This is a genomic window from Nocardia sp. NPDC057272 (assembly GCF_042668615.1).
Taxonomy (GTDB): domain Bacteria; phylum Actinomycetota; class Actinomycetes; order Mycobacteriales; family Mycobacteriaceae; genus Nocardia.
Window position 1 is genome coordinate 120,115 of the sequence record NZ_JBHUYK010000013.1, and the last position, 26,349, is coordinate 146,463.

28 protein-coding genes are annotated in these 26,349 nt (G+C 68.8%); 22 read left to right on the plus strand and 6 right to left on the minus strand.

The genetic code is table 11. The features are described 5' to 3' along the window. Positions 1 to 205: 205 nt before the first annotated feature. From ACFULV_RS19270 to pdxS, 12 genes are all read left to right on the plus strand, one after another. Positions 206 to 2,431 carry a SulP family inorganic anion transporter gene (locus ACFULV_RS19270; protein WP_378658433.1) on the plus strand — a complete coding sequence of 742 codons (2,226 nt, stop codon included), beginning with the start codon at positions 206 to 208 and terminating at the stop codon, positions 2,429 to 2,431. A gap of 44 nt (positions 2,432 to 2,475) precedes the next feature. Then, positions 2,476 to 2,967 carry a TIGR02611 family protein gene (locus ACFULV_RS19275; protein WP_378626864.1) on the plus strand — a complete coding sequence of 164 codons (492 nt, stop codon included), beginning with the start codon at positions 2,476 to 2,478 and terminating at the stop codon, positions 2,965 to 2,967. Further along, positions 2,964 to 3,620: a (2Fe-2S)-binding protein gene (locus ACFULV_RS19280; RefSeq protein WP_378658435.1), complete on the plus strand. Its 657-nt coding sequence runs from the start codon at positions 2,964 to 2,966 to the stop codon at positions 3,618 to 3,620. Before ACFULV_RS19275 ends, ACFULV_RS19280 begins: the two co-directional genes overlap by 4 nt. Before the next feature lie 238 nt (positions 3,621 to 3,858). Further along, positions 3,859 to 5,922, plus strand: a complete 2,064-nt coding sequence (gene thrS, locus ACFULV_RS19285; protein WP_378658438.1) for a threonine--tRNA ligase — start codon at positions 3,859 to 3,861, stop codon at positions 5,920 to 5,922. Further along, complete coding sequence (locus ACFULV_RS19290; RefSeq protein WP_378626868.1) at positions 5,919 to 6,473, plus strand: HIT family protein; 555 nt, start codon at positions 5,919 to 5,921, stop codon at positions 6,471 to 6,473. Before thrS ends, ACFULV_RS19290 begins: the two co-directional genes overlap by 4 nt. 5 nt (positions 6,474 to 6,478) lie before the next feature. Continuing rightward, positions 6,479 to 7,150: a phosphatidylinositol phosphate synthase gene (gene pgsA / locus ACFULV_RS19295; protein WP_378628300.1), complete on the plus strand. Its 672-nt coding sequence runs from the start codon at positions 6,479 to 6,481 to the stop codon at positions 7,148 to 7,150. Next, positions 7,147 to 8,070, plus strand: coding sequence for a phosphatidylinositol mannoside acyltransferase (locus ACFULV_RS19300; protein ID WP_378658441.1), 924 nt, complete (start codon positions 7,147 to 7,149; stop codon positions 8,068 to 8,070). The genes pgsA and ACFULV_RS19300 overlap by 4 nt, the downstream gene beginning before the upstream one ends. Continuing rightward, positions 8,067 to 9,191 (plus strand): glycosyltransferase family 4 protein, encoded by a 1,125-nt coding sequence (locus tag ACFULV_RS19305; RefSeq protein ID WP_378658443.1) that lies wholly within the window; start codon positions 8,067 to 8,069, stop codon positions 9,189 to 9,191. The genes ACFULV_RS19300 and ACFULV_RS19305 overlap by 4 nt, the downstream gene beginning before the upstream one ends. Next, on the plus strand, positions 9,191 to 10,237 hold the full coding sequence (locus ACFULV_RS19310; RefSeq protein ID WP_378658547.1) for an NUDIX domain-containing protein: 1,047 nt from the start codon (positions 9,191 to 9,193) through the stop codon (positions 10,235 to 10,237). The genes ACFULV_RS19305 and ACFULV_RS19310 overlap by 1 nt, the downstream gene beginning before the upstream one ends. 256 nt (positions 10,238 to 10,493) lie before the next feature. Beyond that, entirely contained in the window at positions 10,494 to 11,651 is a 1,158-nt protein-coding gene (locus tag ACFULV_RS19315; protein WP_378658446.1) for a winged helix DNA-binding domain-containing protein, read from the plus strand. A gap of 308 nt (positions 11,652 to 11,959) precedes the next feature. Beyond that, on the plus strand, positions 11,960 to 13,144 hold the full coding sequence (locus ACFULV_RS19320; RefSeq protein WP_378658449.1) for a Cmx/CmrA family chloramphenicol efflux MFS transporter: 1,185 nt from the start codon (positions 11,960 to 11,962) through the stop codon (positions 13,142 to 13,144). Between the two features lie 152 nt (positions 13,145 to 13,296). Further along, a complete protein-coding gene (gene pdxS, locus ACFULV_RS19325; RefSeq protein ID WP_056810852.1) occupies positions 13,297 to 14,217 on the plus strand; it encodes a pyridoxal 5'-phosphate synthase lyase subunit PdxS in 921 nt (306 codons plus the stop codon). Positions 14,218 to 14,307: 90 nt separating this feature from the next. Here pdxS and ACFULV_RS19330 read toward each other — a convergent pair whose 3' ends face one another. Continuing rightward, complete coding sequence (locus tag ACFULV_RS19330; RefSeq protein WP_378658452.1) at positions 14,308 to 15,135, minus strand: SDR family NAD(P)-dependent oxidoreductase; 828 nt, start codon at positions 15,133 to 15,135, stop codon at positions 14,308 to 14,310. A gap of 107 nt (positions 15,136 to 15,242) precedes the next feature. On the opposite strand from ACFULV_RS19330, the gene ACFULV_RS19335 reads away from it, so the two are divergent. Further along, on the plus strand, positions 15,243 to 15,815 hold the full coding sequence (locus tag ACFULV_RS19335) for a TetR family transcriptional regulator (protein WP_378658455.1): 573 nt from the start codon (positions 15,243 to 15,245) through the stop codon (positions 15,813 to 15,815). Positions 15,816 to 15,832: 17 nt separating this feature from the next. Here ACFULV_RS19335 and ACFULV_RS19340 read toward each other — a convergent pair whose 3' ends face one another. Together ACFULV_RS19340 and ACFULV_RS19345 are read right to left on the minus strand one after the other, a co-directional pair. Continuing rightward, complete coding sequence (locus ACFULV_RS19340) at positions 15,833 to 16,462, minus strand: response regulator (RefSeq protein ID WP_378658458.1); 630 nt, start codon at positions 16,460 to 16,462, stop codon at positions 15,833 to 15,835. Between the two features lie 17 nt (positions 16,463 to 16,479). Continuing rightward, entirely contained in the window at positions 16,480 to 17,643 is a 1,164-nt protein-coding gene (locus ACFULV_RS19345) for a sensor histidine kinase (RefSeq protein ID WP_378658461.1), read from the minus strand. Positions 17,644 to 17,782: 139 nt separating this feature from the next. Here ACFULV_RS19345 and ACFULV_RS19350 point away from each other — a divergent pair, with 139 nt between their 5' ends. After that, complete coding sequence (locus ACFULV_RS19350) at positions 17,783 to 18,373, plus strand: hypothetical protein (protein WP_378658464.1); 591 nt, start codon at positions 17,783 to 17,785, stop codon at positions 18,371 to 18,373. Here ACFULV_RS19350 and ACFULV_RS19355 read toward each other — a convergent pair. Beyond that, positions 18,370 to 19,167, minus strand: a complete 798-nt coding sequence (locus tag ACFULV_RS19355) for a hypothetical protein (RefSeq protein ID WP_378626879.1) — start codon at positions 19,165 to 19,167, stop codon at positions 18,370 to 18,372. The genes ACFULV_RS19350 and ACFULV_RS19355 overlap by 4 nt on opposite strands. A 126-nt stretch (positions 19,168 to 19,293) precedes the next feature. Here ACFULV_RS19355 and ACFULV_RS19360 point away from each other — a divergent pair, with 126 nt between their 5' ends. From ACFULV_RS19360 to ACFULV_RS19370, 3 genes are all read left to right on the plus strand, one after another. Beyond that, entirely contained in the window at positions 19,294 to 20,028 is a 735-nt protein-coding gene (locus ACFULV_RS19360) for a sulfite exporter TauE/SafE family protein (protein ID WP_378626881.1), read from the plus strand. Between the two features lie 72 nt (positions 20,029 to 20,100). Continuing rightward, a complete protein-coding gene (locus tag ACFULV_RS19365) occupies positions 20,101 to 20,889 on the plus strand; it encodes an inositol monophosphatase family protein (RefSeq protein WP_378626883.1) in 789 nt (262 codons plus the stop codon). Positions 20,890 to 21,065: 176 nt separating this feature from the next. Further along, a complete protein-coding gene (locus ACFULV_RS19370) occupies positions 21,066 to 21,563 on the plus strand; it encodes a hypothetical protein (protein WP_378626884.1) in 498 nt (165 codons plus the stop codon). 74 nt (positions 21,564 to 21,637) lie between these two features. Here the strand turns inward: ACFULV_RS19370 and ACFULV_RS19375 are convergent, their stop codons facing one another. Next, the gene (locus ACFULV_RS19375; RefSeq protein ID WP_378658466.1) at positions 21,638 to 22,246 is read right to left on the minus strand and encodes a hypothetical protein; all 609 of its coding nucleotides are present in this window, start codon (positions 22,244 to 22,246) and stop codon (positions 21,638 to 21,640) included. Between the two features lie 79 nt (positions 22,247 to 22,325). On the opposite strand from ACFULV_RS19375, the gene ACFULV_RS19380 reads away from it, so the two are divergent. From ACFULV_RS19380 to ACFULV_RS19390, 3 genes are all read left to right on the plus strand, one after another. Further along, entirely contained in the window at positions 22,326 to 23,147 is an 822-nt protein-coding gene (locus tag ACFULV_RS19380) for an acyl-CoA thioesterase (RefSeq protein ID WP_378626887.1), read from the plus strand. Positions 23,148 to 23,191: 44 nt separating this feature from the next. Then, entirely contained in the window at positions 23,192 to 23,812 is a 621-nt protein-coding gene (gene pdxT / locus ACFULV_RS19385) for a pyridoxal 5'-phosphate synthase glutaminase subunit PdxT (protein ID WP_378658469.1), read from the plus strand. Between the two features lie 92 nt (positions 23,813 to 23,904). Continuing rightward, on the plus strand, positions 23,905 to 24,660 hold the full coding sequence (locus ACFULV_RS19390; protein WP_378626890.1) for a YebC/PmpR family DNA-binding transcriptional regulator: 756 nt from the start codon (positions 23,905 to 23,907) through the stop codon (positions 24,658 to 24,660). Between the two features lie 59 nt (positions 24,661 to 24,719). Here the strand turns inward: ACFULV_RS19390 and ACFULV_RS19395 are convergent, their stop codons facing one another. Next, positions 24,720 to 25,220 carry an SRPBCC domain-containing protein gene (locus ACFULV_RS19395; RefSeq protein ID WP_378658472.1) on the minus strand — a complete coding sequence of 167 codons (501 nt, stop codon included), beginning with the start codon at positions 25,218 to 25,220 and terminating at the stop codon, positions 24,720 to 24,722. 91 nt (positions 25,221 to 25,311) lie between these two features. On the opposite strand from ACFULV_RS19395, the gene ACFULV_RS19400 reads away from it, so the two are divergent. Then, complete coding sequence (locus tag ACFULV_RS19400) at positions 25,312 to 25,821, plus strand: O-acetyl-ADP-ribose deacetylase (protein WP_378658474.1); 510 nt, start codon at positions 25,312 to 25,314, stop codon at positions 25,819 to 25,821. Positions 25,822 to 25,861: 40 nt separating this feature from the next. After that, positions 25,862 to 26,308, plus strand: coding sequence for an acyl-CoA thioesterase (locus ACFULV_RS19405; protein ID WP_378658477.1), 447 nt, complete (start codon positions 25,862 to 25,864; stop codon positions 26,306 to 26,308). Positions 26,309 to 26,349: the final 41 nt, after the last annotated feature.

Below are 26,349 nucleotides of genomic sequence, written 5' to 3' on the forward strand. Positions count from 1 at the left end.
GGTCACACCACACCCTGCCTGCCGTTATGGCGAGACCCACTATTTGTGCGGCACACTGGCTTTGCCAATTCTTTACTAATAGGTTGGATTCATTCGTACCCGGTTCGCCGTCGCACCGGCATCTGTCAATGCTCCAGCCCCTTTGCTTCACCGTCCTCGTGATGATCGGCCTCGGCCCAGCGCCGGGAGCCGGCGAAGGAGAGTTATGTCTGTCGAGAACGACCTCGCCCCGCCTGCCGCGGAGGGTTCGTCGAACGAGTCGTCCCGTCCCGCGTGGCAACAGACGCTGCTGCGTCACGATCTACCCGCCTCCATCGTAGTTTTCCTGGTGGCACTGCCACTTTCGCTCGGCATCGCGGTCGCCTCGGGCGCGCCGATCGCCGCCGGTCTCGTCGCCGCCGTGATCGGCGGCGTGGTCGCGGGCCTGCTCGGCGGCTCGGTCCTGCAGGTCAGCGGCCCCGCCGCGGGTCTGACCGTGGTCGTCGCCGAGTCCATCGCGCAATTCGGTTGGCGCGTCACCTGTTTCATCGTCGTCGCCGCGGGCGTGCTGCAGATCGTGTTCGGGCTCAGCCGGATCGCGCGGGCCGCGCTCGCCGTCGCCCCCGTGGTGGTCCACGCCATGCTGGCCGGCATCGGCATCACCATCGCCTTGCAGCAGATCCACGTGCTGCTCGGCGGTTCCTCGCACAGCACCGCGCTGCGCAATCTGATCGAACTCCCCGGACAGCTGCTCTCGCTGCACGGTAGTGACGCGCTCGTCGGCGCCGTGGTGATCGCGGTGATGCTCGGCTGGAAGTACGTCCCGCCGAAGCTGCGGGCGGTGCCGGGCCCGCTGGTCGCGGTGCTGGTGGGCACGGTGCTCTCGCTCGGCCTGCCCGAGGTCGAGCGCATCGCCCTGAGCGGGTCGGTCTTCGACGCGCTCGGCCTGCCGGAACTGCCCTCGGGCAACTGGTCCGCCGTCGCCATGATGGTGCTGACCATCGCGTTGATCGCCAGCGTGGAGAGCCTGCTCTCGGCCGTCGCGGTCGACAAGATGCACACCGGTCCGCGCACCGGTTTCGATCGGGAACTCATCGGCCAGGGCACGGCGAACGTCGTCTCGGGCCTGGTCGGTGGCCTGCCGATCACCGGTGTGATCGTGCGCAGCGCCACCAATGTGCAGGCCGGCGCGCGCACGAGGGCCTCGACCGTGCTGCACGGACTCTGGATTCTGCTGTTCTCCGTGGCGCTGGTCGGCCTGGTGGAGCAGATCCCCAAGGCCGCGCTGGCGGGTCTGCTCATCGTCATCGGCATGCAGCTGGTGAAACTGGCCCACATCCGGTTGGCCCGGCGCACCGGTGACCTGCTGGTCTATGTGGTGACCGTGCTCGGCGTGGTGTTCACCAACCTGCTCGAAGGCGTGGTCATCGGCCTCGCCCTGGCGTTCGGGCTGCTGCTGTGGCGGGTCGTGCGCGTGCAGGTGGCGGCGACCCCGATGCCCGACGGCCGCTGGCAGGTCCACATCGACGGCTCGTGCACCTTCCTCGCCTTGCCGAAACTGTCGGGGGAGCTGGCGAAGGTGCCCGCGGGCGCCGATGTGACCGTCGAGATGACCGTCGACTTCCTCGATCACGCCGCGTTCGAGGCGATCGAGGAGTGGCAGCGTCAGCAGGAAAGCGGCGGTGGCCGTGTCGATTTCGTCGAGATCGGCAGTGCGCGGATGGCCGATACCCCGGCCGCGCCGCCGATCCGCGGATTCGGGCGCGCCGCCATCGACGACATGCTGCGCCCGTGGCGGCACCAGAAGTCCGGCGGCGACGCGGTGACCGCGGGTGTCGCGGCCTATCACCGTGGCCACGCGCACGTCGTGCGACCGCATCTGGACGGGCTGCACGACAGTCAGGACCCGGACTCGTTCTTCCTGACCTGCTCGGATTCGCGGATCGTGCCCAACGTGATCACCAACAGCGGTCCCGGCGACCTGTTCACCGTGCGCAATGTGGGCAATCTGGTCCCGGTCAGCGGTGACGATTCCGTCGAAGCGGCACTGAGTTTCGCGTTGGACAGCCTCGCGGTGCGCTCGGTGGTGGTGTGTGGGCACTCCTCGTGCGGTGCGATGAAGGCGGTGCACTCCGCCGCCGCCACCGAGGGCGGCCTGAGCTCCTGGTTGCGCCACGCCGAGCCGACGGTGGAGCGGTTCCTCGCGGGCCATCCCGTGGCCGCCGCGGCCAAGGCGGCCGGGTACGACGAGGTGGACCAGCTGAGCATGGTCAATGTCGCCGTGCAGCTCGAGACCCTGGGACGTAATCCGGCGGTGCGCCGGGCGGTGACCGAGCGCGGACTGGCGGTGTCGGGGCTGTTCTTCGACATCGCGACCTCGCGGGTGCTCGAGGTGACGCTCGACGGGGTCAGCGCGATCGACGATCACGCCGTACTCGCCGTCACCGGTTGACGACACCGCGACCGGTGGGCGGTCGGACTCGTAGTCTGGAAATCATGACCAGCGATCCGACCGCCGCCGAGCGTGTCACCGACGGCCCCGACTCCGCGGACGAGGAGTCCACGGCCGAGCCGGGGCGGTGGGACGGGTTGAAGGAACGCGGGCGCGCCTTCCGGGCTCACATCGCCCAGCGCCCTACCCTCAACCTCGGCTACCGCATCGTCGTCGGCGTGGTCGGTGGACTGGTCCTGCTCGTCGGGATCGTCACGATCCCGTACCCCGGACCCGGCTGGGCGCTGGTGTTCGCGGGATTCGGCATCCTGGCCACCGAGTTCGTGTGGGCCCACCACACCCTGACCTGGGTGCGCGGCAAGTACCGGATCGTCATGGACTGGTACACCTCGCGCGGTTGGTTCATCAAGGTGCTCGGCGCGGTGGGCACCTTCGCCCTCGTCCTCGTGACGTTGTGGCTGCTCGGTACGTTTTCGATGGTCGCAGGGTGGATCGGAGTCGATTGGCCATGGTTACACAGTCCCCTGATGTCGTGAGCACGGTTCCCGGCCACGTCCTCACCGACCCCGCCTGGATCGCGGCGCGGATCGACGCGTTGAGCCGTGCCTGGGGCACCGATGTTCCCCGGGTCGCGGGCACCCTGTGGTGGTGCATGGTCGCCTCGACACTGGTCGAGCAGATCGCTGTCGCCTACGCGGCGGGCACACCCGCCCCGGTCGCCGCCCTCGGCGAATTCGACTGTGTGGTCCGGCCCGACGGTGGTGTCGAACATGCGCAGTTCCACCGGGTGCCGGTCGATGCCACCGGCCGTTCCGTGCGCTCGGATGTCGGTGGCGAGACCGGTGCGGCAGCGGCCGACGAGGTCGCCGCTGCCTTGCGTGACACCCTGACCGCCGTGATCTCCCAGGTCGCGGCGGTGTCGGGGGCCGGGATTCCGGCGCTGTGGGCGGTTGTCGCCGATGCCATCGGCAACCGGGCGCTGGACGCGGGCTCCCCGGACGCGGCGACCAGGCTGGCCGCAGACGTGGGCGCGCGCCTGCCCGCACCGCGGTTCGTCACCGTCGCGGGCCGCACCTTCGTCCGCCGCGCCTCGTGCTGCCTGGTCTACGAGGCGCCCGGCCGCGAGATGTGCACGAGCTGCCCGAAACGCTCGCCCGCCGACCGCGCGCAGCTGCTGGCACGTCTCTGAGCGCTCGGCGGTTTACCACTGATCTGGTCAGCACAGGGGTAACTCGTGGGGTTCGGGGCGACCCGGCCCGGCCCTGACCATCGGCCGCCTGCCAAGATCAACACGCACCTGAGCCCGGCCGAGATTCCCGGGGAGGCGGGCTGCCCCACGCACGCTCCCGATAGCATGGGCGGGCGCAGGAAGGACCCTGCGAGAACTGCCGGATCGACCCGGCACCGAAGTCAAGGAGAGCATCCCCGTGACCACCTCTGCACCCATCAGTCCAGTCGCCCTCGTTCGAGTGCCGGCCGGGACTACGGCGGGCGCGGCGGTACGGGACGCGGGTTTGCCCACCAAGGGCCCCGACACCGTCGTGGTCGTGCGTGATGTCGACGGCGCGCTCAAGGATCTGTCCTGGATTCCGGAGGAGGACGCCGACGTCGAGCCGGTCCCCGCGAACAGCGAGGACGGGCGCAGCGTGATCCGGCACTCCGCCGCACACGTGCTGGCCCAGGCGGTGCAGCAGGAGTTCCCCGACGCGAAACTCGGGATCGGCCCGCCGATCAAGGACGGCTTCTACTACGACTTCCAGGTCGACAAGCCCTTCACCCCCGAGGATCTGGCCAAGCTGGAATCGCGGATGAAGAAGATCATCAAAGGCGCGCAACGCTTTTCGCGGCGCGTCGTGGAGATCGACGACGCCCGCGTCGAATTGGCGAACGAGCCGTTCAAGCTCGAGCTGATCAGTGACAAGTCCGGCATCGACGATCCCGAGATCATGGAGGTCGGCGGCAACGAGCTGACCATCTACGACAACCTCGACCCGCGCACCGGCGAGAAGCTGTGGGGCGATCTGTGCCGCGGCCCGCACATCCCCACCACCAAGTTCATCCCCGCGTTCAAGCTCACCCGCTCCTCGGCCGCCTACTGGCGTGGCGACCAGGACCGCGAGGACCTGCAGCGCGTGTACGGCACCGCGTGGGAATCCACCGAGGCGATGGACACCTACCTGGAGCTGCTGGCCGAGGCCGAGCGCCGTGATCACCGCAAGCTGGGCCTCGAGCTGGACCTGTTCTCGTTCCCCGACGCGCTCGGTTCGGGTCTGCCGGTGTTCCACCCCAAGGGCGGCATCATCCGCAAGGAGATGGAGGAGTACTCGCGTCAGCGCCACGTCGACGCGGGCTACGAGTTCGTCAACACCCCCCATCTCACCAAGGGGCATCTGTACGAGATCTCGGGCCATCTCGACTGGTACAAGGACGGCATGTTCCCGGCCATGCACCTCGACGCCGAGCTCAACGAGGACGGCACCGTCCGCAAGCCCGGCCAGGACTACTACGTCAAGCCGATGAACTGCCCGATGCACAACCTGATCTTCGGCGCGCGCGGTCGTTCCTACCGCGAGCTGCCGCTGCGGATGTTCGAGTTCGGTTCGGTGTACCGCTACGAGAAGTCCGGCGTGATCCACGGCCTGACCCGCGTGCGTGGCATGACCCAGGACGACGCGCACATCTACTGCACCAAAGAGCAGATGCACGCCGAGCTCACCAGCACCCTGCAGTTCGTCCTCGGCCTGCTGAAGGACTACGGTCTCGACGACTTCTACCTCGAGCTGTCCACCAAGGACCCGAAGAAGTACGTGGGCTCGGACGAGCTCTGGGCCGAGGCCACCGAAACCCTCGAGAAGGTCGCCGAGGCTTCCGGGCTCGACCTGGTGCCCGACCCCGGCGGCGCCGCGTTCTACGGCCCGAAGATCTCCGTGCAGGTCAAGGACGCGCTGGGCCGCACCTGGCAGATGTCGACCGTGCAGCTCGACTTCAACCTGCCCGATCGATTCGACCTCGAGTACACCGCCTCCGACGGCACCAAGCAGCGTCCGGTGATGATCCACCGCGCCCTGTTCGGCTCGATCGAACGCTTCTTCGGCGTCCTCACCGAGCACTACGCCGGTGCCTTCCCCGCCTGGCTCTCGCCGGTGCAGGTCGTCGGCATCCCGGTGGCGGAAAACTTCGCCCCGCACCTGGATTCGGTGATCGAGCGGCTGCGCGACGCCGGCGTGCGGGCCCAGGTGGACCGCAGCGACGACCGGATGCAGAAGAAGATCTTCAACCAGACCGCGCAGAAGGTGCCGTTCATGCTGCTGGCGGGCGCGCGCGACGTGGAAGCGGGCGCGGTGAGCTTCCGGTTCCGCGACGGCACCCAGGTCAACGGCGTGCCGGTCGCCGACGCGATCGCCACCATCACCACCTGGGTCGCCCACCGCGTGAACGACTCACCCACCGCCGAGGGGTTCGAGGTCGTCTCCGCGGCGGTTCAGGCATGAGCGAGAACCTCGCCCCCGAGGCCGGCTCGATCGTCGACGCCGGGGCCGGCCAGCCCGACCGCCTGCAACGGTTGTGGACCCCGTACCGGATGTCCTACATCACCGGCGAGGTCAAGCCCAAGGACGCGACCGGGCATCCGTTCACCGATATCCCCAAGATGTCGGACGAGGACGGCCTGATCATCGCCCGCGGCGAGAATGTCTACGCCGTGCTCAACTTGTACCCGTACAACCCAGGGCACATGATGGTGGTGCCTTACCGCCGGGTAGCCGACCTGGAGGACCTCACGACCGCCGAGAGCGCGGAACTGATGGCCTTCACGCAGCGGGCCATCCGCGTGATGAAGCAGGTCTCGCGGCCTGCCGGATTCAACGTGGGTCTCAATCTCGGTGGTGTGGCCGGTGGTTCGCTCGCCGACCACCTGCACCAGCACATCGTGCCGCGCTGGGGCGGGGATGCGAACTTCATCACCGTGGTCGGCGGGGTGAAGGTGATGCCTCAGTTGTTGCGCGACACGCGGCAGCTGCTGGCGGAGGCGTGGGAGGAATAAAGACCGTGCTCAGCTTCTTCGGCCGCCAGACGTTTGCGAAAGCGACTGCGCCGCTGGGCAAAGCGCTCGTCGGGACGGGGCTCACCCCGGACGCGATGACCCTGATCGGCACCACCGCGACGATCGCCGCCGCGGTGACGCTGTTCCCCTCCGGACACCTGTTCTGGGGAACGATGGTCATCTGGCTGTTCGTCATGTTCGACATGCTCGACGGTGCGATGGCGCGCGCCCGCGGCGGCGGCACGAAGTACGGCGCCGTCCTCGATGCCACCTGTGACCGGGTGGCCGACGGCGCGATCTTCGGCGGGCTCGCCTGGTGGGCCGTCTATCACGAGCACAGCCGGCACCTGTTCGCGCTGACCTTGATCGTGCTGGTCACCTCACAGGTGATCTCCTACGCCAAGGCGCGTGCCGAGGCCAGTGGCCTGTCCGCCGACGGTGGGCTCATCGAGCGCCCGGACCGACTGGTCATCGTGCTGGTCGGCGCAGGGCTCACCGGCATCGGCGGGCACTGGGGGCTCGACTGGCTCACCTGGGCCGTGTACGTGGCGATGTGGGTGCTGGCGGTGCTGAGCATCGTGACGGTGTTCCAGCGGGTGCTCGCGGTGCGCAATTCGCCGGGCGCCCGCGTGGTCATTCCGCCGACGCCGCAGCCGGACGCGGGATCCGCCTCGTGAGCCTCACGGATCGGTTCAGCGACTGGGGCTACGCCGCAGGCTGGGGCCTCGTGCGTTCGGCACCGGAAGGGTTGGCGCGCAAGGTCTTCGACCTCGGCGCCGATCGTTCGGTGCGCAGCGGTGGGCCGGAACAGCTGCGCCGCAACCTCGCTCGCGTTCTCGGTGTGCCCGCCGACCAGGTCCCCGGCGAGCTGATGCGGGCCAGCATGCGCTCCTACGCCCGCTACTGGCGGGAGGCTTTCCGGCTGCCGTCGATGGACCACACGAAGATCGACTACTACGTCGGTGGTCTGGAGAACGTCGACGCCGCGCTGGAGCAGGGCCGCGGCCTCATTCTGGTGCTGCCGCACTCGGGGAACTGGGACATGGCCGGTGTCTGGTTGGTGCAGCACTACGACAACTTCACCACCGTGGCCGAACGGCTGAAGCCCGAATCGCTGTTCGAGCGGTTCGTGGCCTACCGCGAGAGCCTCGGTTTCGAGGTGTTCCCGCTGACCGGTGGCGAGCAGCCGCCGTTCGCCGCGCTCGCCGAACGCCTGCGCCAGAACCGGATCGTGTGCCTGATGGGCGAACGCGACCTCACCGGCAAGGGCGTGCCCGTCGACTTCTTCGGTGAGCGCACCTGGATGCCCGGCGGTGCCGCCAAACTGGCCATCGAGACCGGCGCCGCGCTGGTTCCCGTCCACGGCTGGTTCACCGTCGACGACGACGGCACCGAAGGCTGGGGGCTGAAAGCCGAACCGGCCCTGGATGTTTCCGGTGGGGTGGCGGCCGCGACACAGGCACTCGCCGACCGGTTCGCCGCCAACATCGCCGAGCATCCGGCCGATTGGCACATGCTGCAACCACTCTGGGAAGGCGATCTGTCGCCCGAACGACTGTCGCGGATCTCTGCGCAGCAGGCGGGAGGGCAGCCGTGAAGATCGGCATGATCTGCCCGTATTCGTTCGACGTCCCCGGTGGCGTGCAGGCCCATGTGGTCGAGCTGGCCCGGGTGTTCATCGAACGCGGGCACAAGGTGAGCGTGCTCGCCCCCGCCTCCGACGACACCCCGCTGCCCGATTTCGTCGTCTCGGCGGGTCGCGCGGTCGCGATCCCCTACAACGGGTCGGTGGCGCGCTTGTCCTTCGGACCCATGGCCTACACCAGGATCCGGCGCTGGATCGACAGCAACGATTTCGACGTGCTGCACATCCACGAGCCCAACGCCCCGAGCCTGTCGATGCTGGCGCTCAAGATCGCCGAGGGCCCGATCGTGGCGACCTTCCACACCTCGACCACGAAGTCGTTGGTACTCAGTACTTTTCAGGGTGTGCTCCGCCCGTATCACGAGAAGATCAGTGGGCGGATCGCCGTGTCCGAGCTGGCCAGGCGCTGGCAGGTCGAGGCGCTCGGATCCGACGCGGTCGAGATCCCCAACGGTGTCGATGTGTCCGCGTTCGCGCGCGGTGAGCCACTCGACGGGTACCCGCGCGCGGGCCGTACCGTGCTGTTCCTCGGTCGCTACGACGAACCGCGCAAGGGCATGGACGTGCTGCTCGGCGCGCTGCCCGCGCTCATCGACCATCATCCCGACGTGGAGATCCTCATCGTCGGGCGCGGTGACGAGGATCGGTTGCGCCGTGAAGCCGGCGAGCACGCGGGGCATCTGCGCTTCCTCGGACAGGTCTCCGACGAGGAGAAAGCCGCCGCGCTGCGCAGCGCCGACGTGTACGTCGCGCCGAACCTCGGTGGCGAGAGCTTCGGGATCATCCTGATCGAGGCGATGGCGGCGGGCACCCCGGTGGTCGCGAGCGAACTCGACGCCTTCCGTCGCGTGTTGCGTGACGGGACCGCGGGCATGCTCACCCCGATCGGTGACTCCGACGCGCTGGCCACCGCCATCGACACGCTCCTCACCGACGACGAGACGCGGATGCGTCTGGTCAGCACCGCGACCCAGGTGGTCGCGGGCTACGACTGGCCGGTCGTGGCCGAACAGATCCTGCGGGTGTACGAGACGGTCACCGTCGGCGACAACCGCGTCCGGGCCGCCGGATGATCACCTTCTCGGCGACCACCGTCCTCGTTCTCGGGCTGATCGCCCTGCTCGTCCTCGCCCTCGGTGTGTGGGCCTACTCCACGGCGAACCGGCTCGACCGGCTGCACGTGCGCTCCGATCAGTCCTGGCAGGCACTCGATGCCGCGCTCGCCCGCCGGGCGGTGGTGGCTCGCGCGGTGGCGATGTCGGAGGCCGGTCCGGTGAGTACCGACCCACGCCGGGCCGAACGGGCCACCCAGCTCGCCACACTCGCCGATCGGGCCGAACGCGCCGATCGCGGTGACCGGGAAACGATCGAGAACCAGCTCTCCGCCGCGCTGTCCCTCGTCGACATCGACCACCTGCGACCGCAGTTGGTGGCCGAACTCGCCGACGCCGAGGCTCGCGTGCTGATCGCGCGCCGCTTCCACAACGACGCGGTGCGCGACACCCTGGCCCTGCGCACCCGCAGGCCGGTCCGCATCCTGCACCTCGGTGGCACGGCGCCGTTGCCGCACTATTTCGAGATCACCGAACGCGCGACACCCGCCGCCGCCACCGGCCTCACCGTGCACACCACCCGCACCTCCGCCCGGGTGATGCTGCTCGACGAGCACAACCGCGTGCTGCTGCTGCGCGGCCACGACCCGATGATCCCTGAAGTGGCCTTCTGGTTCACCGTCGGCGGCGGCGTCGAACCGGGGGAAAACCTGCGCGATGCCGCGGTTCGCGAGATCTACGAGGAAACCGGGCAGCGTGTGGATCCCGCCGCGCTGCGCGGCCCGCTGTGGCGCCGGGTCGCGGTGTTCCCGTTCAACGGCGAGCTGATCCGCTCCGAGGAACTGTTCTTCACCCTGCGTTCGCCGGGCTTCGAATGGCGCCCGGCCGACCTGACCGCCCTGGAACGCCGCACCATCACCGACCACCGCTGGTGCTCCGCCGACGACATCCGCGCACTCGACGACGCGGGCGAGGCCGTCTACCCGTACCACCTCGACGAACTCCTCACCGAGGCCGTTTCCGCAGCCGAAGACGACACCCAGCACGTGGTCCGCTCGATCCGCTGAGGCCCGGCGCGGGACGACCCCTGGCACATGGTCCGGCCGAACGGTCGACGCAGTGGAGGCCGACACCCGGCACAGGGTTCGGCCGATCGTCGACGCGCGGCCGAGGACGACACCCGAAACGGGCTCGCTCGATATGTTCAGGTGCTAGGCGCGGCATCCTTGGACGACGCTGTGCGCGGCGACGATCGGGAGGTGATCCGTGGCGGCTCGGGAGCATTCGGTCAGCATCGGAACCGCTGAGGTCATCGGGTTTCGATTGCACGCGAACACTCTGCTCTCCCGGCGACCGATCGGCGATCTGCTCGACGTGGCCGGCGCGTGCGCGGTGCAGAACAGCCCGCCGGGCTCGGCGCTGCTCGCGCTGGCGGCCCGCGTCGACGGTGTGACCGGTGACCACGTCGATCACCTTGTCGCACAGGACAAGTCGTTGTTGCAGACCTGGTGCATGCGCGGGTCGCCGTTCTTCTTCCCGACCGCCGACGCACCGGTCTTCACCACCGGCGTGCTGCCGACGACCGAGGCGGCGCGATTGCGGCTGATCGGCGGCGTCGGTCCGGCGCTCGACACCCTCGGGATAGGTCTGGACGAGGTGGTGAAGCGCACCGTCGCGCAGATCGGGCCGGTGCTGTCGCAGCGTGCGACGGCGATCGGCGAACTCGGCGCAGAACTGGCCGACCGCATCGCGGACACACTGACCGCTGCCCAGCGCACAGCATGGCAGTCGCCAGGTCCGTATGGCGCGAACCAACCACTGGGGGAGGCGGTCGTGCACTTCTGCCTGCGGATCCTGACACTGCGCGGCATCGTGTGCCTCGCACCGCGCACCGGCAACACCGCACCGTTCGTCCTGCTCGAGGAATGGCTCGACGGCCCGCTGCCGAAGACCGATCCCGCGGCGGATCGCGCCACCCTGCTGCGCCGCTATCTGCGGTGCTACGGACCGTCGTCCCGCGGTGAATTCGCGACCTGGCTCGGCGTGCGAGCCGGTGACGTGGATCCGTGGTGGGACACCGTGGCGAACGAGCTCACTCCGGTCGAATACGACGGGCGGCGCCGGTGGATCCGCACCGAGGACCTGGAAGAGCTCCGGTCAGCGCACGAGGCATCCGGTGTCCGGCTGCTGCCACCCGGCGATCCCTACACACAGACCCGGGATCGCGACACCATCGTCGATCCGAAGTATCGACGCGCGGTGTGGAAGACGGTCGGCGCACCGGGCGTGGTGCTCGCCGACGGCGCCGTCGCCGGAATCTGGCGCCCACGCAAGAGTGGGCGCACGCTGACACTGACCGTCACACCGTTCCAGTCGATGAGCTCGCGGCTACGCGCACTGCTGCGCGAGGAAGCGGCGCCCGTGGCGACGTTGCGCGGCGCCACCGAGGTCGACGTGCGATTCGACGATCCCGCAAGCTGATCGACAGTCTTTCCGTGTTCGGCATCCCCGCCGACTGTCGAGAAAACGGGTTGACTCCGGCGCCGTCGCCTCGCATAGGGTGGGCGGGTGAATTCTCCGGAGGCGTCCAGAAGGTAGCCGTCCGGCCTGCGGGCCGGACGGCGTTGTGGGTCCAGCATCCATCGGTCCGCGGACCGATGCGATGTGTCGTTCGCAACGCCGGATGATCGTCGATTCCTTGCGGCCGGGCCATGATTCGCTCGATGCCGCCTCATCTCGGACACCGCGTGCGACGCGCGGCGTCCCGGTATCCGGAGAGTTGATCAATCATGCCCATCGGGGTTTTCGTGCTGGCTGCCGCGGTTTTCGCGCAGGGCACATCGGAATTCATGATGTCGGGGTTGCTGGCGCGGACCGCCGCCGACTTCGGCGTCTCGCTCGGCACAGTGGGGCTGCTGACCTCGGTGTACGCGGTCGGCATGGTGCTGGGCGCGCCGACGATGGCGGCCACCATGGGTCGGTGGCCGCTACGGCGTTCGGCGACAACATTTCTCGCGCTCTTCTGCGTCACCCATATCGTCGGCGCGCTGACCACCGATTTCGCGGTGCTGGTGACTACCCGGGCGGTCGCCGCGGTCGCGAACGCCGGATTCCTGGCGCTCGTGCTGGCGGCCCTGCCGCGGCTGGTCGGGCCCGCGCTGGTCGGTCGCGCGACCTCGATCATCGTGTCGGGGGTGACGGTGGCCTGCATCGCGGGCGTACCGGCGGGGACGCTGCTCGGGCAGCTGTGGGGTTGGCGATCGGCCTTCTGGGCCGTCGCGGTGGTGAGTGCGGTGGTCCTCGTCCCGATGGCGTCGATGGTGCCGCGCGACGGTGCGGAAGTCGGCGCCTCAAATCGGTCGATGCGGTCCGAGTGGGCGGTGCTCGGGGTGCGCACGGTGCGGTCGGGGGTGATCGTAGGAGTTCTGGTCAATGCCGCGACGTTCGCCGCGTTCACCTACCTCGGCACCGTCGCCGCCGGGATCGCGGGCGCGACCAGCGTCTGGGTCCCGCTGGTGCTGGCGTTGTTCGGCCTCGGGTCCTTCATCGGGGTGACGCTCACCGGTCGGTACAGCGACCGCCACGGCCGTTCCATCATCACCGTGGGCACGGCCGGACTGGTCGGCGTGTGGACGCTGGCCGCGATCACCGCGCACTCGATGGCGGGGTTCGCGGCCATGACGTTGCTCACGGGCGCGGCCGCGTTCGGCGTCGGATCCGCGGTGATCGCGACCATCGTGCGGAGTGCCGCACCCGCTGCGCCTCGGCTCGCCGGAGCGCTGGCCACGACCGCGCTCAATATCGGCGCGGTGCTCGGTCCGGTCGTCGCCGGCGTGGCCGTCGATCGCGCGCAAACCCCGGTCGCGGCGCTGTGGTGCGCTGCCGGGGCGGCGGCCGTCGCGGCGGCGATCGTGCTGGTCGACCGGGCACGGCGCGCGCCTGTGGCGGACGCGGTCGCAGCCGTGGCACGGTGAATGCCAGGCCATCGGACAAGGCCAGCGGTGAGCGGCGAACGCATCGTCGCTGGTCGTGACAAGGCCAGTGGTGCTCAACTGGCTATGAAGGCCGATTTCGGGCAGCTCTAGAATCGACGGTGAACCGAATCCGAGCGACTTGATTGGCGCCCATGACACAGGAGACATTCGTGACTACGCCTGAGACCACCAACACCGTCGGCACCGCCCGCGTGAAGCGCGGCATGGCCGAGATGCTCAAGGGTGGCGTGATCATGGATGTGGTCAACGCCGAGCAGGCCAAGATCGCCGAAGACGCCGGCGCCGTGGCCGTGATGGCGCTCGAGCGGGTGCCCGCCGACATCCGCGCCCAGGGCGGCGTGTCCCGGATGAGCGACCCGGACATGATCGACGGCATCATCGCCGCGGTCTCCATCCCGGTCATGGCCAAGGCCCGCATCGGCCACTTCGTCGAGGCGCAGATCCTGCAGAGCCTGGGCGTGGACTACATCGACGAGTCCGAGGTGCTCACCCCCGCCGACTACGCCAACCACATCGACAAGTGGAACTACACCGTCCCGTTCGTCTGTGGCGCCACCAACCTGGGCGAGGCCCTGCGCCGCATCACCGAGGGCGCGGCCATGATCCGCTCCAAGGGCGAGGCCGGCACCGGTGACGTGTCCAACGCGACCACCCACATGCGTACCATCCGCGGCGAGATCCGTCGGCTGACCTCGCTGTCCGAGGACGAGCTGTTCGTGGCCGCCAAGGAACTGCAGGCCCCGTACGAGCTGGTTCGTGAGGTCGCGCAGACCGGCAAGCTCCCGGTCGTGATGTTCACCGCCGGCGGCATCGCCACCCCCGCCGACGCCGCCATGATGATGCAGCTCGGCGCCGAAGGCGTCTTCGTCGGCTCGGGCATCTTCAAGTCCGGCAACCCCGAACAGCGCGCCGCCGCCATCGTCAAGGCCACCACCTTCTACGACGACCCGGACGTGCTGGCCAAGGTCTCGCGCGGCCTGGGCGAAGCCATGGTCGGCATCAACGTCGAAGAGATCCCGCAGCCGCACCGTCTGGCCGAGCGCGGCTGGTGATCGTGGGCCCGATATCGTTCGGGCACTGAAACATTCGCCTCGGCGGGCGTCGTGATCTCGGCGCCCGCCGAGGCTTTGTCGTGCGGCGACTCAGCGCTGGACGAGCTCGCTGGTCAGGGTATCGAGGCGGATCGCGTTGTTCGGGTCGAAGTCCTTGCGCGTGAGGGGGAGCCGGGTTCGGCGCCGGAAAGCGGTCACCGGATCAGCGGGTGGCTCGTCGAGGAGCTGGGCGATCGGCGGGACCGCTTGATCGACCGATCGGCCGAAGACGAATCCGGCGGCCTTGGTCAGTATCCGCTGGGGTGTGGGCAGTGGGTCGGCCATCGCGGTTCGCACCATCATCGGGTTGTAGAGCACGTAGCGCGTGCGGGTGTTCGGGTGGCGGTGCGGGAAGGCGACGCCGAGCAGGTCGTTGGCGCGTGAGGCCTGCATGGCGGCGCGCGTGCCGGTGTAGCCCTCGCGCAGGGTCAGGTCGTCCCAGTGGATGCGTCCGGGAAAGCCGCCGGGGCCACAGATGTTCATGATGACCGGGGTATCCGCGCGTTCCAGCGCATCGGCGAGACCGTGTCCGAGGACGAATCGGCTCAGGTAGTGCAGCGCGAAGGTGAACTCGGTGCCGTCCTCGGTGACCTCGCGCCGCGGTCGGAAGCGCTGGGCGCCGAAGACGAGGCCGTCGACGGTGTCGGCCAGCGCGGTGACCCGGGCAAGGGTGTCCCGCATTCCCGTCAGGGTGCTCAGATCGGCTCGCAGGAACACCGCGCGCTCGCCCGCGCCGAGCGCGGCGGCCTCGCGGCGGAACGCCTCGCCTTTCGTCGCGCCGCTGGCGATCGCGATCACCCGGTCGCCGCGTCGCAGAAAATGCAGGCCGAGCCCTTTGCCCAGGCCGTCGGTGCCGCCGGTGATGACATACGTGCGCATCGAATCCCGTTCTCCTCGAATCACTCTGGACTGTGTCATCGGCCGATATGTCGAGGTTAGAAACGAACGCGGCATCAAGTCAACATCTGATGACTTAGCATGACTTCATGGAACCGACAGCCGAACCCCGTCGCCGCGATCGTGCGGCCACCCGTGCCGCGCTGCTCGACGCCGCGCGAATCCGCTTCGCGGCGCAGGGTTTCGACGGCACGGGACTGCGCGAGATCGCCGCCGAGGTCGGGGTCGATCCCGCCTTGGTATCGCGCTACTTCGGTTCCAAGAAGGGGCTCTACGCCGAGGCGATGCACCTGGAGATCCCCACCGGAGTGGCCGCCGATCCGCACCGCCCGGTCGTCAGCATCGCCGATGCCCTGCTCCACGATGTGGTGTACCAGGACTGGTCGCGCTACGGCGGCGAACACCCGCTCCTGGCCATGCTCCGATCGGCCGGCCACGACGACGTGCGCGATCAATTGCGCGCCCAGCTCTGCGACGGTTACCTGCGTGAGTTCGCCGACCGGCTCGACGGACCCGACGCGGAACTACGCGCGGAGCTGATCGGCGCCCTGCTGATCGGCCTCGGCGTGCTGCGCTCGGTGATCGGCACGCCCGCCGTGAGCGCGGCGCCGTTCGACCGCACCCGGGTGCTCACCGCGCGCATGGTGAACGCCCTGACCTGAATCCGGCCGGGGGCATCTCAGAGGATGCCCTGCTCGTGTGCGTAGATGGCGGCTTGGGTGCGGTCACGCACGCCGAGGCGGTTCAGGATGCTCGAGATGTGGTTCTTGACGGTGCCCTCGCTGAGGTAGAGGGACCGCGCGATCTCGCGGTTGGCGGCGCCGGTGGCGAGCAGGCGCAGGACCTCGGTTTCGCGACCGGTGAGCTCGACGGTGGGGCGTGGTGTGCGGGATCGGACCATGGCGGCCAGGCGCGCGGTGACGGCGGCGGAGTACTGGTCGACGCCCGCGTGCGCGAGGCGGATCGCCTGGGCGAGTTCGGCAGCGGGGAGGTCTTTGAGCAGGTATCCGGAGGCGCCCGCGCGCAGGGCCGCGACGATGTAGCCGTCGTCGTCGAAGGTGGTGAGCATCAACACCGTCGCCAGGCCGCGCAAGAGGCCGGCTGCCTCGACGCCGTCCATTCCGGGCATCCGCACGTCCATCAGGACCACATCAGGTGTCAGCGCGGCGGTCGATTCGACTGCCTCGGCGCCACTTTCGGCCGTGCCGACTACGTCGATACCGGGCTGCAAGGCGAGCAGTGCGGCGATCCCTTCGCGGACGAGACGCTCATCGTCGGCGATCAGCACGCGGACCTTCGGCGCCGGCATCTCCGCATGGTGCCGGGTCATCGCGCAACCACCGGGATCGTGACGAGCAGACGAGTTCCCCGGGAGGTGGAGGTGATTCGTACCTCGCCGCCGACCAGGTCGAGGCGCTCACGCATTCCGGTGAGCCCCTGTCCCTCGGCCGTGCCCGGCGCGAAACCTGTTCCGTTGTCGGCGATGTCGAGGACGCCGGTGGTCGGCGTCAGGTCGACCCGGACCGCCACGGCGGTGGCGCCGGCGTGGCGGCGCGCGTTGGTGAGCGCTTCCTGCGCGGCGAGATACAGGGCGAGGCGCACGGGTTCGCCGACGGCGTCCTCGGTGCCGGTGAGGTCGAGAGTCACGGCGAAGCCCGGGTCGTCGAGTCGGGCCGCGAGCGCGCGCAGCGAGCAGCCGAGCGTGAACCGGGTGTCGTCGGCGCGCAGCGTGCCCACCGCGCGACGGACCTCGTCGAGGGCCAAGCGTGCGGAACGACGTCCTTCGGCCAGCGCCCGGTCGGCGGTGTCGGTGTCCACCGTTCGGTACGCGGCCGATTTCTCGAGCTGGATCGCGACGACCACGAGATGGTGGCCGACGCTGTCGTGGATATCGCGGGCCACCCGGGTTCGCTCAGCGACGGTGGCGAGGGTGACCGCCTGGTCCGCGTACTCGCGCAGTCTGGCGTGCGCGTCGGACAGCTCGGTGAGCAGCGTTTCGGCACGGCGCCGCCCGGTCTCCTCGCGTTCGGCGATCACGGCGATCGCCAGGGCGAACACGATGCCGATCGCGAACATCAGCAGATCGGACAGCGCTTCGGGATCATGGCGCAGCGCAGGCCGTCCGAGGACAAGTGCTCCGGCCAGGAGCAGACCGCCACCGGCGAGTGTGTAGGCGACCCGGTGTCCGACGGTGAAATAGGCGGTGAGCGGGAGCAGGACGAACAGAACCTTCGCATTGCCACTGCTGTCCAGTGCGGTGATCACGGCGTACACGGCCGCGCGGACGACCAGGCCTACGAGGGCGACGGCCCGGGCGGCAGGTCCACGCCATTCGGCGATCTCCAGCGCGCCCGCCACGAGGAGCGCGCCGGCGAAAGCGCACAACCGGACGGGGTCCACAGGCGCGGTCGAGGCGACAGCGAGTCCGGCGATCAGCACCGAGGCGTAGAGGAAGCACGCCACCCAGGTCAGTGCGTGCGGTCGATGCATCGGCTGAGCCTATGGCCGTGCTCCGCACACGACCAGGGCTGCGCGGCGAATGTAGCCGAAAGTCATGGGTCGCCCGGCACTTACCGCCGTGACCACCGGATTCCTACCGTCGAACTCGACATCGAGAAGGGATTTCGACATGGACACACGAGCACTACTGCGACTGGGTAGCCTCGCAGGATTCCTCTGCGGCGCGGCGATCGCCGCGGCGGGGGCGACCGAACTGATCGCCGACGGCAAGACACCACTGACCCAGGTTCTCAACGGGACGGCCGTCCCCTTCGGCATCGGTTTGCTGGTGGCGTTGTACTCGCTGCTGCACCAGCGCCTCGGCCGCTTCGGAGCACTCGGCTTCGTCGTCCAGTTTCTCGGCTTCGGCTTTTTCGCCGGTGTCGCCTTCGCCAGGAATTTCGTCCTGGTGTACCTGGACAAGCCCGTTGTCGACGAACTACTCACCAGCCCAGCCAAATCCGCGTTTCTGCTCACCGGGTTCCTCGCGCTGACCGGAACGCTGCTGTTCGGCTCGGCGTTGATCGGCAGCCGCGCCGTGCCGGTCGCGGCCGCGACCCTCTACACCGCGGGTCTGTCCGTGCTGTGCCTGACCTTCCTGCTGCCGACGCCGCTGGTCCGTGCGGGGCACATCGCGGCCGGGATGGGTATCGGGTGGCTGGCCTGGTGGGTGTGGTCGAACGTCACCGCGAGACAGTCGGCTCCCGTACTCGCCGGCTAGGGCTGACCCGCCGCGCCTTCGGTATCGGCGGTGAGGGCGTCGGCGAAGTTCTCGGCGTAGCCGAGGATGAGCTGGCGCTGGGTGGGGAGCAGGACGGCCAGTTCGTGCCAGGCGATGGCGGTGGGGGAGCCGTACAGATGGGTCAGGTCGGTGACCAGGGCCGCTGCCTGTTCGGGAGTGGGAGCGGTGGGCCGGGCGAAGGCGAGCAGGGAAGCGCCGATGGCGATGTGGCGATAGCCGTGGGTGGCCATGCGGCGGATGACGGTGTGATTGTCGTAGGTGCTCCAGTCGTCGGCGAAGTACCCGTTGGGGATGCCCGCGATGGCGAGGTCGTCCCGATCTACCGGGACACGCTGGATCAGCACGACGTCGTCGACCACACGGTCGGGGGAACGGTTGGCGGCGACGAGCGCGGCAAGTTCGTCCTCGGACGCGTTGCGGGTGTCGCGCAGCGCGTCCCACGGAACGCGGGCGGACGGGTTGTCCAGCAGCGCGGCGATGCGCGAGACCGTGGCGTTCTCGGCGTGGTGGGTGGCGGCGGGGTCGTCCGGGTCGTCGTGGACGACCCCGTCCTCGCCTTCGATGAGCCCGAGCGTGGCGTGCATGCTCGTGTACGCGCACTGGCCGAGATCGTCGAGCGTGCAGAGGATCCTGGCATCGGGATGATCCATGCGGACCAGCTCTAACGCGTCGAGCAGTTGGGCGAAGGTGGTGACGTCGTCGAGGCGGGCAACGGTGTTGGAGTCCAGCCGGTTACGTCGAACGGGTGGTTCGCCCGGCTCGAAAGTCGTCATCTGCACTCCGACATCCTGGCACGGCCTTCGGCGCGTCGGAGTGATCCCGGCGCAGGTGGGCGATGTGGGCTCGGTATCGGTTGGCCCAGGAATTGCTGCCAACTGGGCATACCGTACAGTCGGTCCGTGACCGCGCTCGACTTCTCCTTGCTGGTCGTCGCGGGATTCTTCACCGGCTTGATCGGTTTCGTCACCGGGATGGCCTCGATCGTCTCCTATCCGGCGCTGCTGGCCGCCGGTCTGCCGCCCGTCGCGGCCAACGTCACCAACACGGTCGCCATGGTCGCCGTCGGTGTCGGGGCGACCGCGAATTCCGGACGTGAACTCGTCGGCAGAGGACCCACGCTGGTGCGCTGGGCGGTGCTGGCGGCCGTGGGCGGGCTGCTCGGCGCGCTCGCGCTGCTGGTCGCCCCGGACGGTGCGTTCGAGGTGGTCGTGCCGTTTCTGGTGGCGATGGCGTCGATCGCGCTGCTGGTGCAACCTCTGGTGCGCCACCATATCGGCGAGCTCAGCGCGCCCTGGATCGTCCCGGTCGGCATCCTGCTCACCTCCGTGTACGGCGGGTATTTCGGCGCGGGCGCGGGCGTGATCTACCTGTCGATGATGATGCTGTGCACCGCCGAATCCATCTGGAGCGCGTCGATTCTCAAGAGCTTCCTGCTCGGTATCGCGAACCTGGTCGCCGCGGTCGGGTTCGCGGCCTTCGGACCGGTGCACTGGGGCGCGGCGCTGGCCCTCGGCGCCGGTGCGCTGGCGGGTGGCTGGTGTGGTCCGCCGGTGGTGAAAGTGATTCCGCCGAGTGCGCTGCGGGTGGCGGTCGGCATCGGCGGGCTCGGGCTCGCCGTGTATCTGGCTCAGTAGCGGCACCGGCGTGTTCGCTGCGGACCGCTCGTTCGCCTGCCGGGCCGCGACACGGTCCGTAGCCTGGAGACGGTGCACCACTCAGATAGTGAAATCGCAATCCACGCAACAGAAGTCGCTTCGGCGGTGATCCGGTCTGCCTTCCACGCTCCGCTCACTCGCTACGCCAAACAAGGCGACGATTTCGCCACGCAGGCCGATATCGCGGCCGAGAAAGCCATCCTCGACGTCCTCGCGACCGAATGTCCGGGCGACCGGTTCGTCGCCGAGGAATCGGGCGTCACCGGCTCTGCCCGCAGCGATCGGACGTGGTTTGTCGATCCACTCTGTGGCACCAGGAATTTCGCTGTCGACACCGCGTTCGTGGCGGTCAATGTCGCGCTGCGCGACGGCGACGCCGTGACAGTGGCGGCGACCGCCGACCCGTTCGCCGACGAAGTGTTCTGGACGGCGGGGCAGGGCGCGTTCCTGCGCACCGAGGGCCGCGACGAGCCGTTGCGCCCGCACTCGGGAAGCCATCTCGTCGATGTCGACCTCGACCACCCGTTCCCCTGGTCGACCCCGGCGCGGCTCTTCGACGCCGAAGGCTTTGCGGGAGAATTCCATCCGCGGGTCTTATCGACCTCGTTAGCCCTGGTCTGGGTGGCGGCCGGGCGTCGCGCCGCGTACATCACCGGTGGCGATCTGCGCGACAGCGTGCATTTCAGCAGCGCGATCGCGGTATGTCAGGCGGCGGGCTGCGTGGTCACCGGTCTCGCCGGGCAACCGCTGCACACCGCGCCACACGGGCTCATCGCGGCAGCGGACGCGCCGACCCATGCGCGGCTGGTCGAGGCGGTGGCGGGGCTGCGCGCCGGGTGACGCTGGGGTGCATCGCAATCGGGCGCATCTCACAGACCCCGATTGTCTGTGTCTCAGAGTTTCCTCAACATCACTGGGTAGCGTCCTCGCCGTGGCATCGAGGCCTGCGCTGTGTGGCGCCGGTCCTCCGCCGTCGCCCAGAGGGCGAGATTCCGACCCGACGTAAGGACGAGTGGATGAAGTTTCGTAGGACCGGACGAGTCGCGATCGCAGGATTGGCTGTGGTCGCCGCGCTCGGCCTGAGTGCGTGCAGTGACGACAAGGGCGACAAGCCCGCGCCCAAGACCACCACCAGCGCCAAGGCTCAGGGTTCGGCAACCGCGGACCTGCCGGCGGTGCCGACGGTCGAACAGCTCAACGCGCAGCTCACCACCGCGCTGGATCCGGCGGTCCCCAACGACCAGAAGCTGGACTTCGTCCAGGGCATCGAGGCCGACCCCGAGCTGCCGAACCGCCTGGCCCAGGCCGTCCAGGACAACAACGTCCAGGTTCAGGTCACCGAGGTGACGTCCTTCGGTGACAGTGTCAACGCCAAGGCCAACTTCACCGTCAACGGCCAGACCAATGTCGTCGACGTGCCGTTCGTGGCCGAAGAGGGCAAGTGGAAGGTCCAGAAGTCGTGGGCCTGCGGCATGCTGACCAACCTGGGTCAGACCTCGGTCGCCTGCGCCTGATCGTCGTCGCTCGAGCCCCGTCCGTCTGTCGGACGGGGCTTTCGCGTTTCCGGACCGCGCCGGTTCCCGTCCCGTCAGCGGCGCAGTGCCGCCCGATCGGGGTGATCCCAGCGAACGGTCCAGGTCGCTTCCTCGGGATTGTCGGCAGTGTGATCGCGCACAGCGGGCAGCGTCCATCGCTGCTCGGCGGGTGTACGCCGTAGCGCCGCCTGCTCACTCAATTCCAGGCGGATCGCGAGATCGAAATCCAGACCGCGACCGAGCAGCATCGGCCCCGCGAGCACCAGCACCAGATCGGCCTGCGCGGACCGAATCGCCGCTCGCGCCGACCTGTCGCGCGCCTCGTCCCACAGCGCGGGCAACCAGCGCCCTTCGATGCGGAGAACATCCAGGATCTCGCGGCGCATCGCTTCGTAGTCGAACCATGCTGTGCGATAGGACCATTCGTCATCGCGCCCGTATTCCATGCGTAGCGACGCGGGTCGCACGTAGTCGTGCACCGACACCACTGCCGCCGATCGCCCCCGGTCGGTGAGCGTCTCGACGATCCGGCGGCCCAGTTCCACCGGCGCGGCCGCATCGGCGCCGTCGACCGCGAGTACCCGCCGCCCCGGCAGCTCGACGAGCCGGTCGGCGACGAGCCGGGCGAGGGCGGCGGGGGAGGTGGGAGTGAACGTCGGCACCGGACCATCTCAGCAAATTCCGGGCCGCTGTGCAGAGCCGGACATACCGCCCGGTCGGCAAGGCGATAATCTCGAGCGCATGGCGACAATCGAAGAGGCGCTCGCGATCGAGCGGCTGGAGCGCGACATCTTCCGCGGTGCTTCCACGGAGTCCCAGCTACCGCGCACCTTCGGCGGTCAGGTGGCCGGGCAGGCACTGGTCTCGGCGGTCCGTACCGTCGACCCCAGCTTCCAGGTGCATTCCCTGCACGGCTACTTCCTGCGACCGGGCAATCCGGAGGAACCCACCGTCTACCTGGTGGAACGCATCCGCGACGGCCGGTCGTTCTGCACGCGGCGGGTCACCGGCGTGCAGGACGGGCAGGCGATATTCACGATGTCGGCCTCGTTCCATCACGGTGACGAAGGGCCCGAACACCAGGACGTGATGCCCTCGGTCGAAGGTCCCGACGACCTGCCCGATGCCAGCGTGACCATGACCCCCGAGCGGCTGTGGGCCATGCGTGAATGGGAGCACTGGGACATCCGCACGGTCCCGCAGGAGCAGGTCGTCGCCCGCGACGGCGCCGTCTCCCCACAGCAGGTGTGGTTCCGGTACCGGCACCCGCTGCCCGACGACCCGATGTTCCACGTCTGCACGCTGGCCTACATGAGCGATATGACGCTGCTCGGCTCGTCGAAGGTGATCCACCCCGACGAACCGACCCAGAACGCGTCACTCGACCACGCCATGTGGTTCCTGCGCCCGTTCCGTGCCGACGAATGGCTGCTCTACGACCAGTCCTCACCCTCGGCCGGTTTCGGTCGCGCGCTGACCGGCGGCAAGATCTGGGACCGCGAGGGCAACCTGGTCGCCGCTGTCGTCCAGGAAGGTCTGATCCGCACACCGCGCCAGAAGTGAGCGTGAGCGGGCCCACATCGGGCGCGCTCGTAAGCTCAACGGCTGTGAACGCAACCTCGACCCCCGCCCGGCCGACCATCGGTGTCCTCGCGCTGCAGGGTGACGTGCGCGAACACGTTGCCGCACTGGAGCACTGCGGCGCCGATCCGGTGCTGGTGCGGCGCGAGTCGGAGCTGGCGGCGGTCGACGGGCTGGTGCTGCCCGGTGGCGAGTCGACCGCGATCTCCAAGCTGTTGCAGGCGTTCGACCTGCTGGAACCGTTGCGGGCGCGGCTGCGCAACGGGCTGCCCGCGTTCGGGTCCTGCGCGGGCATGATCCTGCTCGCCTCGGAGGTCCTCGACACCAGGGCCGACGCCCAGCACCTGTCCGGCATCGATATGACGGTGCGGCGCAACGCGTTCGGTCGGCAGGTCGATTCCTTCGAGACCGATCTGGACTTCACCGGCCTCGACACGCCCGTGCGCGCGGTGTTCATTCGCGCGCCGTGGGTGGAGCGGGTGGGCGACGGCGTCGAGGTGCTGGCGCGGGTGCCGCACGGCCCCGCCGAGGGCCGCATCGTGGCTGCCAGGCAGGGCAACGTGGTGGCGACCTCGTTCCATCCCGAGGTGACCGGCGATCTCCGGGTGCACGAACTGTTCGTCGACCTGGTTCGCGCGGCGCGATAAAGCCCGCGTCGGCGGGCGTGGCGGACGGTGAGTAGGCTGGATCGAGCTTGTCCGCCCGGGCAGACGCGCAACCGACTTGAAGGAAGTAGGGCATGAGCGGCCACTCCAAATGGGCCACCACCAAGCACAAGAAGGCGGGAATCGACGCCAAGCGCGGCAAACTCTTCGCCAAGCTGATCAAGAACATCGAGGTGGCGGCCCGCACTGGTGGTAGTGACCCTGCGGGCAATCCGACGCTGTTCGACGCCATCCAGAAGGCGAAGAAGACATCGGTCCCCAACGACAACATCGAGCGCGCCCGCAAGCGCGGCGGTGGTGAAGAGGCCGGCGGCGCCGACTGGCAGACGATCATGTACGAGGGCTACGGGCCCAACGGTGTGGCCGTGCTGATCGAGTGCCTCACCGACAACCGTAACCGCGCCGCGGGCGAGGTCCGGCTGGCGATGACCCGCAACGGCGGCAACATGGCCGACCCGGGTTCGGTGTCGTACCTGTTCGCCCGCAAGGGCGTGGTGACGCTCGAGAAGAACGGCCTGTCCGAGGACGACGTCCTCGAGACGGTGCTCGACGCGGGCGCCGAAGACGTCAACGACCACGGCGACGTCTTCGAGATCATCTCCGAGCCCGGCGATCTGGTCGCGGTGCGTTCGGCGCTGCAGGCCGCGAACATCGACTACGACTCCGCCGAGTCCGGTTTCCAGGCGTCGGTGTCGGTCGCGGTCGACGCCGAGGGTGCCCGCAAGGTACTCAAGCTGGTCGACGCGCTCGAAGACAGCGACGATGTGCAGAACGTGTACACCAACGTCGACATCTCCGACGAGGTCGCCGCGGAACTCGACGACGAGTAGATCGTTTTCCGTCGAACCCGCCCCGGCCGTGAATTCGGCCGGGGCGGTTCACGTTTCGGCTAGGACGCCCGCTGCTGGTAGTAGCCCGACATCGACGGGTAGTAGTCGGCGAAATCCGGTCGTTCGGTGTGCGTGCAAGCCGCGACGAACATGTCCGCGTAGTACTCCCACCCCGGACCGATCTGCGGGATCTCCGCCAGCTGATATTCCGACGTCAGATGGTGGACCAGGCGCAGTTCGGTGGCCGCGCCGGTGTCGAGCAACGTCACCTCGAGCCGCCACAGGCCGATCTGGTCGGTCGAGGAGACGCCGAGGTGGATCGGTGGGGTGCAGTCGTCGATGCGCATCGCCGACCACGGTTCACCCTCCTCGAACCGCATCTGCACCCGGATGGTGTTGCCGGTCCCCGCCTCGCCCTCCCAGGTGCCGTACCACCCCGAGGTCAGATGCGGATCGGTCAACCGTGCCCACACCTCCTCGATCGGCAACCCCAGCGACCTGGTGATCACCAGGTCTCGCCCGTCGGGCGTTGCGACGATGTCACCGGTGGGTATGGCCATGCGTGGTTCTCCTCGCCTCGGACGGACCGACCATGCCTGCTCACTCGACCGTACCCGTGGACGAGGTCGACGCCCCGGCACAATGAGGATCATGACGCGAATCGAGACGGTCCGGGGCGACATCACCGAGCAGCAGGTGGACGCGGTGGTCAACGCCGCGAACTCCTCGCTGCTCGGCGGCGGTGGCGTCGACGGGGCGATCCACCGCAAGGGCGGTCCGCAGATCCTGTCGGAATGTCGCGACCTGCGCGCCTCGCATTACGGCAAAGGCCTGCGTACCGGCCAGGCGGTGGCGACCACCGCGGGCCTGCTCCCCGCCCGCTGGGTGATCCACACGGTCGGCCCCGTGTGGTCGGCCACCGAGGACCGCTCCGAGCTGCTCGCCTCCTGCTATCGCGAATCTCTGCGCGTGGCCGACGAATTGGGGGCGGCGACCGTCGCGTTCCCGGCGATCTCCACCGGCATCTTCGGCTGGCCGATGGATGACGGCGCGCGGATCGCCGTCGAGACGGTCCGCGCGGCCGAGACCCGCGTGACGCAGGTGCGGTTCGTGCTGTTCGACGATCGCGCCCTGGAGGTCTTCACCACCGCGCTCGGATAGCGGCGACAAGGTGTCGGACCCCGGTGGCACACTCGCGGGCATGGCGGAAACCACTGTGCCGTTTCGAGTTCGGATCCCGATTCGGGTGTCCGATCTCGACCCGCAACTGCACGTCACCGGTTCGGCGTATCAGCAGTTCGCCGATCACGCGCGGTTCGCGTGCGTGACCGAGGCGGGGGTCTCGGTGCCGGACTTCCTCGCGGCGGGGGTGGGGCCGGTCAATCTCGAGCTGAACGTTCGCTATCTGCGGGAGTTGCGCGCGAACGACACGGTCGAGGTCGACTGCCGGTGGGAGTGGGGGCAGGGCAAGACTTATCGGGTGGAACACACACTCACCAGGGATGACGGTGCGGTCGCCGCGACGGTGTCCTATGTGAGCGGCCTGCTCGACCTGCGTACGCGCAAGCTGGTCGCGGATCCGGCCCGGGTCTGGGCTGAGCACGCCGGTGATCCGGCACTGCTCGGGCTCCCGTCGCGACCGGTGTGAGGGTCGTGTCGCTGGTCGGCCGGAACGCGGGGATGCTCTAG

Coding starts and splice junctions, on each gene's coding strand:
- ACFULV_RS19270 (WP_378658433.1), top strand. CDS start 206: ATGTCTGTCGAGAACGACCTCGCCCCGCCTGCCGCGGAGGGTTCGTCG.
- ACFULV_RS19275 (WP_378626864.1), top strand. CDS start 2,476: ATGACCAGCGATCCGACCGCCGCCGAGCGTGTCACCGACGGCCCCGAC.
- ACFULV_RS19290 (WP_378626868.1), top strand. CDS start 5,919: ATGAGCGAGAACCTCGCCCCCGAGGCCGGCTCGATCGTCGACGCCGGG.
- ACFULV_RS19320 (WP_378658449.1), top strand. CDS start 11,960: ATGCCCATCGGGGTTTTCGTGCTGGCTGCCGCGGTTTTCGCGCAGGGC.
- pdxS (WP_056810852.1), top strand. CDS start 13,297: ATGACACAGGAGACATTCGTGACTACGCCTGAGACCACCAACACCGTC.
- ACFULV_RS19330 (WP_378658452.1), bottom strand. CDS start 15,135: ATGCGCACGTATGTCATCACCGGCGGCACCGACGGCCTGGGCAAAGGG.
- ACFULV_RS19335 (WP_378658455.1), top strand. CDS start 15,243: ATGGAACCGACAGCCGAACCCCGTCGCCGCGATCGTGCGGCCACCCGT.
- ACFULV_RS19340 (WP_378658458.1), bottom strand. CDS start 16,462: ATGCCGGCGCCGAAGGTCCGCGTGCTGATCGCCGACGATGAGCGTCTC.
- ACFULV_RS19345 (WP_378658461.1), bottom strand. CDS start 17,643: ATGCATCGACCGCACGCACTGACCTGGGTGGCGTGCTTCCTCTACGCC.
- ACFULV_RS19350 (WP_378658464.1), top strand. CDS start 17,783: ATGGACACACGAGCACTACTGCGACTGGGTAGCCTCGCAGGATTCCTC.
- ACFULV_RS19355 (WP_378626879.1), bottom strand. CDS start 19,167: ATGACGACTTTCGAGCCGGGCGAACCACCCGTTCGACGTAACCGGCTG.
- ACFULV_RS19370 (WP_378626884.1), top strand. CDS start 21,066: ATGAAGTTTCGTAGGACCGGACGAGTCGCGATCGCAGGATTGGCTGTG.
- ACFULV_RS19380 (WP_378626887.1), top strand. CDS start 22,326: ATGGCGACAATCGAAGAGGCGCTCGCGATCGAGCGGCTGGAGCGCGAC.
- ACFULV_RS19390 (WP_378626890.1), top strand. CDS start 23,905: ATGAGCGGCCACTCCAAATGGGCCACCACCAAGCACAAGAAGGCGGGA.
- ACFULV_RS19395 (WP_378658472.1), bottom strand. CDS start 25,220: ATGGCCATACCCACCGGTGACATCGTCGCAACGCCCGACGGGCGAGAC.
- ACFULV_RS19400 (WP_378658474.1), top strand. CDS start 25,312: ATGACGCGAATCGAGACGGTCCGGGGCGACATCACCGAGCAGCAGGTG.
- ACFULV_RS19405 (WP_378658477.1), top strand. CDS start 25,862: ATGGCGGAAACCACTGTGCCGTTTCGAGTTCGGATCCCGATTCGGGTG.